Genomic DNA, 14,012 nt, shown 5'->3' on the forward strand with positions numbered 1-14,012 from the left:
ATTTCCTGCGGTTCAGATCAACGAGCAGCGATCAAAAAAACGCTCGCGCCCCAGCACCATCAGTGCTGCGCGCTTGTGTGGAAAGTCGAATTCCTTCTCGCAATAAAACCCCTGTCCCTGCAGGTGCCCAATCATCTTCGCGTTGTCGGCACGGGGCTCGGCGACCACCCGGCGAGTCCGTGGATCGTCGAGAAACAGGTAATGCACCAGCGCCGACAGCCAGCTCGCCACCTTGTGCGGACCCCGGTGACTTTCTTCGCCCACCAGCATGTGGATGCCACGGTCGTAATCATCCGCGTCATAGAAGGGTGCGATACGATCTTCCTTGGCCCAATAGGCTTCGAAATAAGCAAAGGGTTGATCGTCGAAACAACCGATCAACGTCAGGGTATGGGGATCGTCCTGGCGTTTGCCCAGGTACTCGCGATGCTCTTCGAGACTGCCCTGCTCTTGCCAGAAACTCGCGACCCGAGGGCTGTTCTGCCAGCGATTGAATCGCACAAGATCCTCGTCGATATCCACTGTGCGCAAGGAAATCCACGCCCCCAGCCTGGAATCGAAACGCCGATAAACCTCGCCTTGCGGCTTCGGTGGGCGCAGTGGGTGACGCTTGCCGCCGCTGATGACCATCTGCTGTGGATAACAGCCCGTCAGCGAATCGCCCAACCACGGCTGTGGCAACTGGCAGAACAGGGTGCGTTCGCAACGATAGCAGCCAGCCGTATCGGCAGGAACCAGCAAGCCGCTGAGCAGGGCTTCGGTCGGCGTTTCATCGAGTTGCCAGATCAGACGCTGGCAGGCCGGGTCGCGAGCGAACAACCAATAACCGGCAGCCCAGAAAGCCTGGCTGCCAGAAAGACCGAAGCGTTCCTCCACTTGCAGCCGCAGCTCGGAGTCGCGGGTCAGGCGCAGATTTATCAGCGCCTGGCCTTCGAGGCTGAGGCTCAGCCGGTTTTCGGTTTCATCGGCTACTAGACTGCTGCCCGTTGGTAATTGCAGGGCAGTCAGGTCTTTCGGATTGGGCATGGGAAAGGCTCACGGTAATCGTCGACAGTTAAACGATGTAACGCGAGCCAAGGATAAAAATTTAAGCGTGCACGACAGATAACTGTGCAACACCAATGGTCGATACATGCAGCGATTGCAAATACCTGGAGTGAAGCACCTGCGAGAGGAACAAGAAAATTACAGTTCTCTCAAACGCACATCATCGATATCAAAATCGTTTCCATCATATGAAAAGCTATGGCTTTCTACCCAAAGTTGCATGCGAGGTTGCGTGGCCACAAAGGTTCCAGAAAGAGGTTTCCAGCTCATATGTGGAAAGAACGTATGTTCAGTCACAGCCATTGAACCCGCGCGAAGCGACAAGCTAGGGACGGGGGCCAAAAAATTCCTCCGTCGAACCGACAAACTGAATTCATACGTGACGTGCGGTTGCAAGTTGTCGAAGTACTTTGTCATTAACACACCGACAGGTTTGTTAGCAGAGTCGGAAACCAGATGCCCCGTCCCTCCCGTCGCTTGCAAAATCAGATCCTGAGGACGCATATCCACACCACGCTCCCAATCTTTCCAGTTGCCGTCATCAAACGTAGTGAGATCATCGAACGCAAATCGTATCGTCAACTCCCGCGGTGTAAGTACAACTGCCTTGTCGGTACTCTCACTTCCATCCAGCGTTACTTTGCAGATCAGGCTGAATGTGCTGAAGTCCTTCAGTGATTGAAGCCATTTTCGAGGTAAATCCCGGGTCAAGCCATCATCCAGATTCGGTTCCGACACCAACTCGCCAACCATCAGATCAAGCACAACACAATTGCCATCCTTGTCAGTACCGGCACAGCTGAGCCATACACGCTGGCCCTCAACCATCCAGGGATTCCAGGGTTCGACCAGAACCGTGCCATCGTCGTCAAAGTTGCGCAGGTCCAGAATATCGTTGGTGGCCTGAAGCACTTGCGGTATCGGCCAATGTTTAGGAACGCTGATTTGCAGGTTGAAGTCTGGAGATGTCGCCTGCTTGCACGGGCTGGTCACGTCATAACGAAGGGTCACCGTCTTGCCGATGCAGGCAATCACCTCGTTGAAAGGCACCTCGAAGTCCACATACCCCACGATGCTATTGCCTGGTTTGGCCTCGATCGGCAGTGAGTAACCGTCCGGGCGTACCCAGTATGGCTGGATCGTATGACGAGGGCTGATACGGTCGTAAGCCACCCGCACAGTAAGGCCTTCCTTGGCGTTTTCCGGATTGAGCAGCTCGCCAACCGCCTGACGTACTGTCGGGGCGATCAGGTGCAGATCTTGCTGATGAAGGGACAAGGCCAAAGACGGAAACTTCACTGCACTGGGGTGATCGATCAGGCCATTGAAGTTCACCGCGAAATGCAGCTGAAGCCAGGTACAATCTGCCAGTTTCTCTATCTCATGCCTCGGCAACAAGTCACGGACGGCTATTTCGCCCTCCCACGCCGGCAGCGCGTCCCCCATCAGCACATCGAAGCTGTAAGGTGTGCCATCCTCCGACTTGCCTGTCCCCCATAGCCAAGTCGGCTGGCCTTCGGCGATAAAAGGCCATGATTCCAACATCACATCGGCATCGTCATTGAACGTATTGAGGTCCAACATCCGTGCCGTAGCCTGTCTCACCTCTGGTGTAGACAAACCGGTGAGCTTGAGCACCTTCAGTGTCAGCACCGGAGAAGGCCACTGCCTATCGCGCTGGACCGTATAACGCACTCGAACCTGGCCGCAAAAGTTGGCGCTGATGGCTGAAGCCGGCACCGGGATATCGACAAAGCCGTTTGTTGTTCCGCTTACACAGGCCAGCGATGGAGTCCCGGCACCGGGCGCTCCTTCGAAAAAAGCGCACACCCGATCGGTATCGCGCATTCCGTTATAGGCCACGCGTATTGTCGCGCCCTCTGTGGCGTTAATCGGATTGAGCAGACATTCGTCGGCCGCGCACTCGGTGGCCTCCAGTACCCTCGGCATCAGCAGTTTGAGGTCCGGCTCACCCAACCGCAGGTTTTCAGTATTACGACTCAGCTCATGAGCATTTGCCGGTAGCCAGGAAAGCGTTGGATCTGCCGGTGCGGTTCCGGGCGCGCCGTCGAAAGTGACAGCCGCGCACAAGGTTACCGAGGAATAGTCTTCACACCCGGCCAGCCAGTCACGACACAAGTGCTCCAGAAAGACAAAGCCGCCCTGGGCTTCCCATTTCTTCACAAGGTGGTTTTCCAACACCCATTCGAACCGGAAGTTGCCGACATGGTGTTCGTTACCTATCGCCAGAATCCACAGTCGCTGCCCCTCTGCGATAAAGTTCCAACGTTCCAGGGCAACCCGGGCATTGTCTTCGAACTTGCGCATGTCCAGCCAGCGCGCACCCTGGGATGTATCCACATCGAGAAACGTGGATGCCGGTAAAAATTCAGGTTTAAGTGTCTCAACCGTCAATTCAAGTTTGATAGACGGTTCAGTTCGGCCATTGAGGGTGGCGGTGTACCAAACTTCGACGGTCTTACCGATACAGGCACCGATTACTTCAGCAGCGACGTTAATCTGGATAGAGCGGTCGTCACTGCCATCCTTGACCGGGATCGAGGGTCGCCCCGGGCCTTCGGGGCCGTCCCAATGCAATTGAATCTGGTAAGCAGACGTCATACTGGCAAACGCAATGGTGACGATGACGCCCCGCCTCGCAAAAATCGGATCCAGCGTGTTATTGGCCGTCGCAAACTCGACAGTCGGAATTGGATGTTCCGCAACAGGCAGGACGTGTTGAGCTGCGTCTTTGACAACCTCTTTAGCCATGACAGATTACCTTTCGACGGAATAGATGATTACGCTATCTAAACCCTCGGCAATCGTTATTGGCTACTGTCAAAGTTGACAGGTTTTCACTGCAAAACACATTGGAGCGACAAGCGGTAAACCTGTATGTGCATCAGTTGCCAGGCACCGGCACCACCGCGATTTTGTACGGATCGAAAATCTTCAGCATCTGGCCATTATCGCGCAACCCTTGCAGCAACCTGCCGAAGGTTTCGCCGCTGATCGGCGCTGTCGGGCGGAGAATGGCGTAGTGGTGATAGATCTGGTCGACGCGCTCGGATACCAGTAACTCAATGGCGACTTTCTCGTTGCGCAGAAAGTAGTCGCTCAGGTAGGACCGTGTGACCAGGGCGACATCGGCGCGGCCACGCAGCACCATCAGCAGGTTGCTGTCATGGGAATAGGTCAAGGTGGCGTTGTGGTGAGTGGCGAGGTACTTGGGATCGGCATTGAAGTGGGCGAATTCGTAGTGATACCCGCTGAACAATGCCAGGCGCTTGCCGGCGAGTTCGCTGAAGTAGCTTTGCTGGCGCTGAGGCAAGCGTTGCGCAACGAAGATTTCGGCGTCTTCCAGGCCCATGTCGACGCTGGTGTGGGGGATGTCCCGCCAGCCCCAGTCGGGATTTTCGAAGATCGCCATGTCCACCCGGCCTTGCTTGAAGTCGCCAAAGCGGCGGGGAATGGAGGTAGGTACCAACACGAACCGGTAGTCGCTTTGCAGGTTGTTGAGGGCCGCGACCAATTGCGGCAACAGGCCGGTGTCGGCACCAGACTCCGGGCGCACCGTATAGGGAGGAAAGTGTGCGGCACCGATGCGCACCAGTTGTGCGGCCTGGGTCGGCATGACTGATAACGACGCGAGTATTGCCAGTAAAAGTCGCGAAGCCGTCCGTATTGGCGAAGACATCAAAACAACCCACTCCCCGAAACTGCATCAATGCATTGAAGCTAGGCGGTTTCGACCACTTAGCCAGTTTCCTGCCGACCCGCACTCACGCACTATTTACCCGCCAGCACCAGAATCAAGGCCTCCTCGGCCAGTTGATCCAGGTTCATGTTGCCATCGGCACGAAACCAAGTGGTGGTCCAGGACAACGCTCCAGTCAGGAAACGCCGGGTGATAAACACATCGCCGCGGATAAAACCGGCGCTCTTGGCTTCACTCAGCACCTGCAGCCAGATGTCTTCATAGATATCGCGCAACGCCAGTACCCTGGCCTGCCCCTCATCGGACAGTGAACGCCATTCGTAGACCAGCACCGCCATCGCCTCGCCACTGCCGCCCATGATGGACTGCAATTCGCAGCGGATCAGCGCCAGCACCTGCTCGCGCACGTCGCCGGCCTCGGCGATGGCCGCACGCATCAGCGCGGTGTTATACAGAATGGTCTCCTCCATCACCGCCCGCAGGATATCGTCCTTGCTCTTGAAGTGATGAAAAATACTTCCCGACTGGATGCCCACGGCACCGGCCAGGTCGCGCACGGTAGTGCGTTCATAGCCCTTGTTGCGAAACAGGTGGGCCGCCACTTGCAGCAACTTGCCCCGGGCGCTGTCCGGGTCGGTCAATTGTCCGCTGTCGACCAACTCGCGCATGACGCTCAAGGCTTTTTGCTCATCCACCCGTTCTCTCCTACAGTCGATCAGTCCAATGCCGCGCTCCCCGCGAAAACATTGGGTTGCGCTGGCAATTTAAGCAACTGGCGACGACCAAGCAAGCGCTCGGGCAGAAGATAGTTCAGCCGTTTACAAACCAAGCGCTTGCTTGGTAGTCTCAAGGCACTGTTGCCGGAGGTGGTTATGGAGTTGACTGCGCCAAGAACAATTCGCATCGGTTGCGCCAGCGCCTTCTGGGGCGACACCTCGACCGCCGCCGCGCAACTGGTCGAAGGCGGGCGCCTGGACTACCTGGTCTTCGATTACCTGGCTGAAATCACCCTGTCGATCATGGCCGGCGCACGGATGAAAGATCCCCAGGCCGGGTACGCCAGCGACTTCATCGAAGTGCTCGCTCCTCTGCTCTCGCAACTGGCCGAACAAAAGATCCGCGTCATCAGCAATGCCGGCGGGGTCAACCCTCAAGCCTGTGCAGCCGCCCTGCAGGCCGCCTGCGACAAGGCCGGCGTCGCGCTGAAGATCGCTGTCTTGTTGGGCGATGACTTGCAACCGCAGATCAAACAACTGGGCAGCCTTGGCATTCACGAAATGTTCAGCGCCGCCCCCCTGCCGCCGATGTGTGTCTCGACCAACGCCTACCTGGGGGCGCCGGGCATCGTCGAAGCCCTGCGCCTGGGTGCGGACATCGTGATCACCGGACGCGTGGTCGACAGCGCCGTGGTCAGCGCCGCGCTGGTGCATGAGTTCGGCTGGTCGTGGCACGACTACGACAAACTGGCCCAGGCGGCGCTGGCCGGGCACATCATCGAGTGTGGCGCGCAATGCACCGGCGGCAACTTCACCGACTGGCGCGATGTGCCCGATTACGAGCACATCGGTTTTCCCATCGTCGAAGTCAACGCCGACAGCCAGTTCATCGTCAGCAAACCCGAAGGCACCGGCGGCCTGGTCACACCCTTGACCGTGGGCGAACAGATGCTCTACGAAATCGGTGATCCGCGGGCCTACCTGCTGCCCGACGTGGTCTGTGATTTCACCCAGGTCAAACTTGTGCAGCAAGGCAGGAACGCGGTCCGGGTGCACGGCGCAAAAGGCTTGCCGCCCACCGCTCAGTACAAGGTCAGCGCCACGTACCCGGACGGTTTCCGTTGCACCGCCAGTTGCCTGATCGCCGGGATCGATGCGGTCGCCAAGGGCCACAGGGTCAGCGAAGCGATCATCAACAAGACCTCACAGATGTTCAGCCAGCGCGGCTGGGCGCCCTACAGCGAGGTGAACATTGAACTGCTTGGCAGCGAAGCCACGTACGGCCCCCACGGGCAGCGCCAGGACAGCCGCGAAGTAGTGATCAAGCTCGCGGTGCGCCATCCGAACAAGCAGGCATTGATCCTGTTCTCCCGGGAAATCGCCCAGGCCGCCACCGGCATGGCGCCGGGGCTGACCGGGATCGTCGGCGGCCGGCCGACGGTGTATCCGCTGATCCGCTTGTTTTCGTTCCTGATCGACAAAACTGCCTGCACGCTGGAAATTGATCTCATGGGCCAGCGCCACTCGTGCGCCCTGCCCGCCCTCGATGTGCTCGACAGCGCCGACTTGCCCGTGCCGATTGAGCCACCCCGCCCCACGGGACCTGCCGATGCCAGCGTCGCCCTGGTCAAGCTCGCGGTGGCCCGCTCCGGTGACAAGGGCAATCACAGCAATATCGGCGTCATGGCCCGCGACCCGCAGTACCTGCCATGGATCGCCGAAGCCTTGACCCCGGCCGTGATCGTCGACTGGATGAGCCATGTCCTCGACCCGATCCACGGGCGTGTCGAGCGTTGGTATTTACCCGCCAGCCACAGCCTGAATTTCCTCCTGGAAAACGCTTTGGGGGGTGGAGGCGTGGCCAGCCTGCGGATCGATCCGCAGGGCAAGGCCTTCGCCCAGCAATTGCTGGAGATCCAGATTCCGGTGCCACAGCGCATCGCCGACCAGGTCAACTAGAGGATTGCCGCCATGGCTTACGATTCGATTTTCAAAGCCGATCTGTTTGCCGGCCAGACCATCATCGTCACCGGTGGCGGCAGTGGCATTGGCCGCTGCACGGCTCACGAACTGGCGGCCCTCGGTGCGCATGTGCTGCTGGTCGGGCGCAAGGCCGACAAGTTGAAAAATGTCGCTGCCGAGATTACCGAAGATGGCGGCAAGGCTGACTGGGGCACCTGCGATATCCGTGAGGAAGAAGCGGTCACGCACCTTGTCAGCGAATTCATCCGCAAATACGGCCCGATTCACGGCCTGGTCAACAACGCTGGCGGCCAGTACCCGTCGCCCCTGGCCTCGATCAACCAGAAGGGTTTCGAAACCGTTATGCGCACCAATCTGCTGGGCGGATTCCTGATGGCCCGGGAAGTGTTCAACCAGTCCATGAGCAAGCACGGCGGCGCCATCGTCAACATGCTCGCCGACATGTGGGGCGGCATGCCCGGCATGGGCCACTCGGGGGCGGCGCGCTCGGGCATGGACAACCTGACCAAGACCGCGGCCTTCGAATGGGGGTACGCCGGGGTCCGGGTCAACGCTGTGGCGCCGGGCTGGATCGCTTCCAGCGGCATGGACACCTACGAAGGTGCGTTCAAGGCGGTGATTCCGACCTTGCGTGAGCACGTGCCACTCAAGCGCATCGGCACCGAATCGGAAGTCAGCGCGGCGATCGTGTTCCTGCTCAGCCCGGCGGCGGCGTTCATCAGCGGCAGCACCCTGCGCATCGACGGCGCGGCCAGCCTCGGCGGGCGCGCATGGCCGATTCACAAGGCGACCAACAGCCACTCGTACAACGGATTCCACCGCGCGTACTTGCCTGATGTCCTCAAGGACAAGGAATAACCCATGCCGGTGATTGAGTCGCAACTGGACCCCCACAGCGAACAGTTCGCCCGTCATCGTGCGGCCATGCTGGACGCCGTCGAACAGGTCCGTACCCTCGAACAGAACCTGCTGGACAAGGCAGCCGAGGCCAGGCCCAGGTTCGAAAAACGCGGTCAGTTACTGCCCCGCGAACGCCTCAACCTGCTGCTCGACCCGGGTGCGCCATTTCTCGAACTGGCGAGCCTGGCCGGCTACAAGTTGCACGACGACAAGGACGGCAGTTCGGCGGGCGGCGGCTTGATTGCCGGGATCGGCTACGTGTCGGGTGTGCGGGTGTTGGTGGTGGCGAACAACAGTGCGATCAAGGGCGGCACCATTTCCCCTTCAGGCCTGAAAAAATCCTTGCGCCTGCAACAGATCGCCATGGAAAACAAACTGCCGGTGATTACCCTGGCCGAGAGTGGCGGCGCGAACCTCAATTACGCGGCGGAGATTTTCGTCGAAGGCGCGCGCAGCTTTGCCAACCAGGCACGCATGTCGGCCATGGGCCTGCCGCAGATTACCGTGGTCCACGGTTCGGCGACGGCTGGCGGAGCCTATCAGCCGGGGCTGTCGGACTATGTGGTGGTGGTGCGTGGAAAGGCCAAGCTGTTCCTGGCCGGTCCGCCTCTTCTGAAAGCAGCCACCGGAGAAGTCGCCAGCGACGAGGCACTGGGCGGCGCTGAGATGCACGCACAAATCGCCGGCACTGCCGAATACCTGGCCGAAAACGATGCCGACGGCGTGCGCCAGGCCCGCGAGATCGTCAGCCTGCTGCCATGGAATGCGCGCTTGCCGGTGTTGCCTGCCAGGCAATGGCAGGAACCGCTCTACCCCATCGACGAATTGCTGGGCCTGATTCCCGATGATCCGAAAAAACCCTACGACGTGCGTGAGATCGTCGCCCGAATCGCCGATGGCTCGAACTTCCTCGAGTTCAAGGCCGAGTTCGATCAGCAGACCGTGTGCGGCCAATTGACAATCCAGGGGCGCGCCTGCGGATTCATCGGCAACAACGGTCCGATCACGCCCAAGGGTGCGAGCAAGGCTGCGCAATTCATTCAGCTGTGCGACCAGAGCCAGACGCCCCTGCTGTTTTTCCACAACACCACCGGGTTCATGGTTGGCACCGAATCAGAGCAGCAGGGGGTGATCAAGCATGGCGCCAAGATGATCCAGGCGGTAGCCAATGCCCGGGTGCCGAAACTGACCATCGTGGTGGGCGGCTCCTATGGCGCCGGCAACTATGCGATGTGCGGCCGGGGCCTGGACCCACGCTTCATCTTCGCCTGGCCCAACAGCCGCACCGCCGTCATGGGCGGCGCCCAGGCCGGCAAGGTGCTGCGCATCGTCACCGAGGCCAAGCAGGCCAAAGACGGCCTGGTGCCCGACCCGAAAATGCTCGACATGCTCGAACAGGTCACCGCGCAGAAACTCGACAGCCAGTCCACGGCGCTTTATGGCAGCGCCAACCTGTGGGACGACGGCCTGATCGATCCGCGGGACACCCGGACCCTTCTTGGTTACCTGCTGGATATCTGTCACGAGGCCGAGGTGCGCTCGCTGCAAACCAACAGCTTCGGTGTCGCGAGGTTTTGATCGTTCCCACGCTCTGCGTGGTTCGCCAGGAGAACAATAAAAATGATCTTCACCCAGGAACACGAAGCACTGCGTCGCACCGTCCGCCAGTTCGTCGATCATGAGATCAACCCTCATGTCGAGGAATGGGAAAAGGCCGGGCGTTTTCCGATCCACGAGATCTTTCGCAAGGCCGGCGACCTCGGCCTGCTGGGCATTTCCAAACCGGAAAAGTTCGGCGGCATGGGCCTGGACTACAGCTACTCGATCGTCGCCGCCGAAGAGTTCGGCACCATTCATTGCGGCGGGATTCCCATGTCGATCGGCGTGCAGACCGACATGTGCACCCCGGCCCTGGCGCGCTTCGGTTCCGATGAGTTGCGCGATGAGTTCCTGCGCCCGGCCATCAGCGGCGAGCAGGTCGGCTGCATCGGCGTCTCCGAAGTCGGCGCGGGGTCCGACGTGGCCGGCTTGAAAACCACCGCGCGCAAGGACGGCGACGACTACGTGATCAACGGCAGCAAGATGTGGATCACCAACTCGCCAAGCGCCGACTTCATCTGCCTGCTGGCCAACACCTCGGATGACAAACCGCACATCAACAAGTCGCTGATCATGGTGCCGATGAACACGCCGGGCATCAGCCTCAGCTCGCACCTGGACAAACTAGGCATGCGCAGCTCGGAAACCGCCCAGGTGTTTTTCGACAATGTGCGGGTGCCACAGCGCAATCGCATCGGTCACGAAGGCTCGGGGTTCATGATGCAGATGCTGCAGTTCCAGGAGGAACGCCTGTTCGGTGCGGCCAACATGATCAAGGGCCTGGAGTATTGCGTCGACAGCACCATCGAGTATTGCAAGGAGCGCAAGACCTTTGGCAGTGCGCTGATCGACAACCAGGTCATCCACTTTCGCCTGGCCGAACTGCAAACCGAGATCGAATGCCTGCGGGCGCTTGTCTATCAAGCCACTGAGCAATACATCAAGGGCCAGGACGTCACGCGCCTGGCGTCCATGGCCAAGCTCAAGGCCGGTCGCCTGGGTCGCGAGGTGACCGACAGCTGCCTGCAATACTGGGGCGGCATGGGTTTCATGTGGGACAACCCGGTGGCCCGCGCCTACCGCGATGTGCGCCTGGTGTCGATCGGCGGCGGTGCCGACGAAATCATGCTGGGGATTATCTGCAAGCTCATGGGCATTCTGCCCGGGAAAAAAAAATGAGTACCCTGCCGGTTTGCCAGACCCTGCTGCTCGATATGCACAACGGTGTGCTGCACATCACCCTCAATCGACCGGACAGCCGCAACGCCATGAACTTGCAGATGGTCAGCGAACTGCGTGCGGTGCTGGCGGCAGTGCACGATGAGCGGGGAGTCAGGGCCCTGGTGGTCGGCGGTGCCGGCGGGCATTTCTGTGCCGGGGGAGACATCAAGGACATGGCCAATGCACGCGCCCAAGGTCCGGGCGCGCACCGCGACTTGAATCGACTGTTCGGTGCGTTGCTGCAAGAGGTGCAGCATGCGCCGCAGGTGGTGATCACCGTCCTGCAAGGCGCGGTGCTCGGTGGTGGCTTCGGTTTGGCCTGTGTCAGCGACATTGCCCTGGCCGATCACCAGGCGCAGTTCGGCCTGCCGGAAACCAGCCTCGGTCTGTTGCCAGCGCAGATCGCGCCGTTCGTGGTGCAGCGCATCGGCCTGACCCTGGCCCGTCGCCTCGCCCTGACCGCCGCACGTTTCGACGGCACCCAGGCACGGCGGATGGGGCTGGTGCATTTTGTCGAGCACGATACGCAGGCATTGGCCGAGCGCCTCGATGAAGTGCTGGCCCATGTGCTGTGTTGCGCGCCCGGGGCGAATGCGGCGACCAAGAAACTGTTGCTGGCGAGCGCCGTGCAGCCATCGGATGCATTGCTCGATGAGGCGGCCGAGTGGTTCAGCGAAGCAGTGACCGGGGTTGAAGGGGTCGAAGGGACCCTGGCGTTCGTGCAAAAACGCAAACCGGGGTGGGCCCTTTAAGCGCTTCGCGAGCAGGCTCGCTCCCACTTTGGAATGCATTTCAACTGTGGGAGCGAGCCTGCTCGCGAAGAGGCCCTCACATTCAACGCAAATCCCTGGGAGCAGAACATGCCCGGATTCAGCAAGATCCTGATCGCCAATCGCGGTGAAATCGCCTGCCGCCTCCAGCGCACCGCCCAGGCCCTGGGCTACCGCACCGTCGCGGTATTCAGCGACGCCGACGCCGATGCCCTGCACGTGCAAATGGCCGACGAAGCGGTGAACATCGGCCCCGCCCCGGTGCAGCAGTCCTACCTGAATATCCAGGCGATCATCGACGCGGCCCGGCGCACTGGCGCGGATGCCATCCATCCGGGCTACGGTTTCCTCTCGGAAAATGCCGCTTTCGCCCGCGCCTGCCAGGACGCCGGCATCACCTTCATCGGGCCCAGCCCCGAAGCCATCGAGCTGATGGGCAGCAAGCGCCGGTCGAAAATCGCCATGCTCAATGCCGGCGTACCCTGCATCGAGGGTTATCAGGGTGCCGAACAGGACGATGCCACCCTCATCCGCGAAGCCGACCGCATCGGCTACCCGCTGATGATCAAGGCCAGTGCCGGCGGCGGTGGGCGTGGCATGCGCCTGGTGCATGGGGCCACCGACCTGGTGCAACAGCTGCGCAGTGCTCGCTCCGAAGCCTTGCACGGTTTTGGCAGTGACGAACTGATCCTCGAGCAGGCCTTGATCGAACCGCGCCATGTCGAGGTGCAGCTGTTCGGCGACTCGCACGGTAACCTGATCTACCTTGGCGAGCGTGATTGTTCGATCCAGCGTCGCCACCAGAAAGTCATCGAAGAAGCCCCCTGCCCCGTGATGACGAGTCCGTTGCGCCAGGCCATGGGCGAAGCGGCGCTCAAGGCGGGACGCGCGGTCAACTATGTCGGCGCCGGCACGGTGGAATTCCTGCTGGATGCGCGCGGACAGTTTTACTTCCTGGAAATGAACACCCGACTGCAAGTGGAACATCCGGTGACCGAATTCATCACCGGCCTGGACCTGGTGGCCTGGCAGTTGAACATCGCCCAGGGACAAGCGCTGCCGCTGCGTCAGGAAGACGTTCAGCTCAAGGGGCATGCCATGGAAGTGCGCCTGTACGCCGAGGACCCTGCGCAAGGTTTCCTGCCACAAACCGGTCGAGTCGCGTCCTGGGAACCGCGCTTGCAGGATGGCGTGCGGATCGATCATGGGCTGATCGAAAGCCAGGAGATCAGCCCGTTCTACGACCCGCTGCTGGGCAAAATCATCGCCCACGGCCAGACCCGTGAAGAGGCTCGGCGCAAGTTGCTGCGGGCCGTGCAGGACTGCGTGCTGCTGGGCGTACAGAGCAACCAGCGCTTGCTCGTCAGCCTGCTGCAACATCCGCTATTCATCGGTGGCGAGTTCAGCACCGGGTTCATCGAGCAGCATTTCGCCGAACATTCCTGTTTGCATCGCCAGGTCCCGAGTGCCGAACAACTGGCGATTGCCGCGGCGCTGTTCTATCAGGCATCGGCACAGGCGCATCCGGTTGCGCTGGCCGGTTGGCGCAATAACGCCAGCGTGCCGCTGCACTATCGCCTCGCACTGGACGATCAGGACTGGCCGGTGGCGTTGCATGCGGTTCCCGGTGAGCCGCTGCGGGTTGAAGTCGCCAGTCGCCACCTCGAACTTAAGATCATCCAGAGCGACGGCCGCTGGGCCACGGTGCAACTCGACGGCGTCCGCCAGCGTCATGCCTACCGCATGGAGGCCGGGCAACTCTGGTTATTCACAGCTCCCGGCAGCCTGCGGCTGGTGGATCGCACTCAAGCGCCGGCCTGCAGCCAGGCCAGTGTCAGCTGCGGCACCCTCAAGGCGCCCATGGACGGTGCGGTCATCGATGTGCTGGTCAGTGAGGGTTGCAAGGTCAGCAAAGGCCAATTGCTGGTGGTGCTGGAAGCCATGAAAATGGAGCACCCGCTCAAGTCGGGTATCGACGGCGTGCTCAAGCGCTTGCAGGTGCGGGTCGGAGACCAGGTGAAAAACCGTCAGATTCTGCTGGAGGTCGAATAAGCC

Annotated in this window: 10 protein-coding genes; 6 read left to right on the top strand and 4 right to left on the bottom strand. The window is 60.5% G+C overall.

Annotated features, from left to right (window positions below):
- Positions 1-12: 12 nt before the first annotated feature.
- From HGP31_RS23150 to HGP31_RS23165, 4 genes are all read right to left on the bottom strand, one after another.
- Positions 13-1,026 carry a GNAT family N-acetyltransferase gene (locus HGP31_RS23150; RefSeq protein ID WP_168758746.1) on the bottom strand — a complete coding sequence of 338 codons (1,014 nt, stop codon included), beginning with the start codon at positions 1,024-1,026 and terminating at the stop codon, positions 13-15.
- A gap of 159 nt (positions 1,027-1,185) precedes the next feature.
- A complete protein-coding gene (locus tag HGP31_RS23155; protein WP_168758747.1) occupies positions 1,186-3,819 on the bottom strand; it encodes a hypothetical protein in 2,634 nt (877 codons plus the stop codon).
- Positions 3,820-3,952: 133 nt separating this feature from the next.
- Entirely contained in the window at positions 3,953-4,747 is a 795-nt protein-coding gene (locus tag HGP31_RS23160; protein ID WP_205896181.1) for a substrate-binding periplasmic protein, read from the bottom strand.
- Between the two features lie 92 nt (positions 4,748-4,839).
- Complete coding sequence (locus tag HGP31_RS23165) at positions 4,840-5,463, bottom strand: TetR/AcrR family transcriptional regulator (protein WP_205896182.1); 624 nt, start codon at positions 5,461-5,463, stop codon at positions 4,840-4,842.
- A 177-nt stretch (positions 5,464-5,640) separates the two neighbouring features.
- Between HGP31_RS23165 and HGP31_RS23170 the strand changes: the two genes are divergently transcribed.
- The 6 genes from HGP31_RS23170 (at position 5,641) to HGP31_RS23195 (ending at position 14,009) form a co-directional block, all read left to right on the top strand.
- Complete coding sequence (locus tag HGP31_RS23170; RefSeq protein WP_033042091.1) at positions 5,641-7,443, top strand: acyclic terpene utilization AtuA family protein; 1,803 nt, start codon at positions 5,641-5,643, stop codon at positions 7,441-7,443.
- A gap of 12 nt (positions 7,444-7,455) precedes the next feature.
- Positions 7,456-8,325 carry an SDR family oxidoreductase gene (locus tag HGP31_RS23175; protein WP_020796139.1) on the top strand — a complete coding sequence of 290 codons (870 nt, stop codon included), beginning with the start codon at positions 7,456-7,458 and terminating at the stop codon, positions 8,323-8,325.
- A 3-nt stretch (positions 8,326-8,328) separates the two neighbouring features.
- Positions 8,329-9,945, top strand: a complete 1,617-nt coding sequence (atuC, locus tag HGP31_RS23180; protein ID WP_033042090.1) for a geranyl-CoA carboxylase subunit beta — start codon at positions 8,329-8,331, stop codon at positions 9,943-9,945.
- A 42-nt stretch (positions 9,946-9,987) separates the two neighbouring features.
- On the top strand, positions 9,988-11,145 hold the full coding sequence (gene atuD / locus HGP31_RS23185) for a citronellyl-CoA dehydrogenase (protein ID WP_168758749.1): 1,158 nt from the start codon (positions 9,988-9,990) through the stop codon (positions 11,143-11,145).
- Positions 11,142-11,939 (top strand): enoyl-CoA hydratase/isomerase family protein, encoded by a 798-nt coding sequence (locus tag HGP31_RS23190; RefSeq protein WP_020796142.1) that lies wholly within the window; start codon positions 11,142-11,144, stop codon positions 11,937-11,939. The genes atuD and HGP31_RS23190 overlap by 4 nt, the downstream gene beginning before the upstream one ends.
- Positions 11,940-12,047: 108 nt before the next feature.
- Positions 12,048-14,009 carry an acetyl/propionyl/methylcrotonyl-CoA carboxylase subunit alpha gene (locus HGP31_RS23195; RefSeq protein WP_168758750.1) on the top strand — a complete coding sequence of 654 codons (1,962 nt, stop codon included), beginning with the start codon at positions 12,048-12,050 and terminating at the stop codon, positions 14,007-14,009.
- The last annotated feature ends 3 nt before the right edge of the window (positions 14,010-14,012 follow it).

It is taken from the genome of Pseudomonas umsongensis (genome assembly GCF_012647205.1).
GTDB lineage: Bacteria > Pseudomonadota > Gammaproteobacteria > Pseudomonadales > Pseudomonadaceae > Aquipseudomonas > Aquipseudomonas umsongensis.

What these genes read in the sequence shown, in the direction of transcription:
- HGP31_RS23155 (WP_168758747.1), bottom strand. Translation starts at nt 3,819, where the DNA reads ATGGCTAAAGAGGTTGTCAAAGACGCAGCTCAACACGTCCTGCCTGTT.
- HGP31_RS23150 (WP_168758746.1), bottom strand. Translation starts at nt 1,026, where the DNA reads ATGCCCAATCCGAAAGACCTGACTGCCCTGCAATTACCAACGGGCAGC.
- HGP31_RS23170 (WP_033042091.1), top strand. Translation starts at nt 5,641, where the DNA reads ATGGAGTTGACTGCGCCAAGAACAATTCGCATCGGTTGCGCCAGCGCC.
- HGP31_RS23160 (WP_205896181.1), bottom strand. Translation starts at nt 4,747, where the DNA reads ATGTCTTCGCCAATACGGACGGCTTCGCGACTTTTACTGGCAATACTC.
- HGP31_RS23190 (WP_020796142.1), top strand. Translation starts at nt 11,142, where the DNA reads ATGAGTACCCTGCCGGTTTGCCAGACCCTGCTGCTCGATATGCACAAC.
- HGP31_RS23175 (WP_020796139.1), top strand. Translation starts at nt 7,456, where the DNA reads ATGGCTTACGATTCGATTTTCAAAGCCGATCTGTTTGCCGGCCAGACC.
- HGP31_RS23195 (WP_168758750.1), top strand. Translation starts at nt 12,048, where the DNA reads ATGCCCGGATTCAGCAAGATCCTGATCGCCAATCGCGGTGAAATCGCC.
- atuC (WP_033042090.1), top strand. Translation starts at nt 8,329, where the DNA reads ATGCCGGTGATTGAGTCGCAACTGGACCCCCACAGCGAACAGTTCGCC.
- atuD (WP_168758749.1), top strand. Translation starts at nt 9,988, where the DNA reads ATGATCTTCACCCAGGAACACGAAGCACTGCGTCGCACCGTCCGCCAG.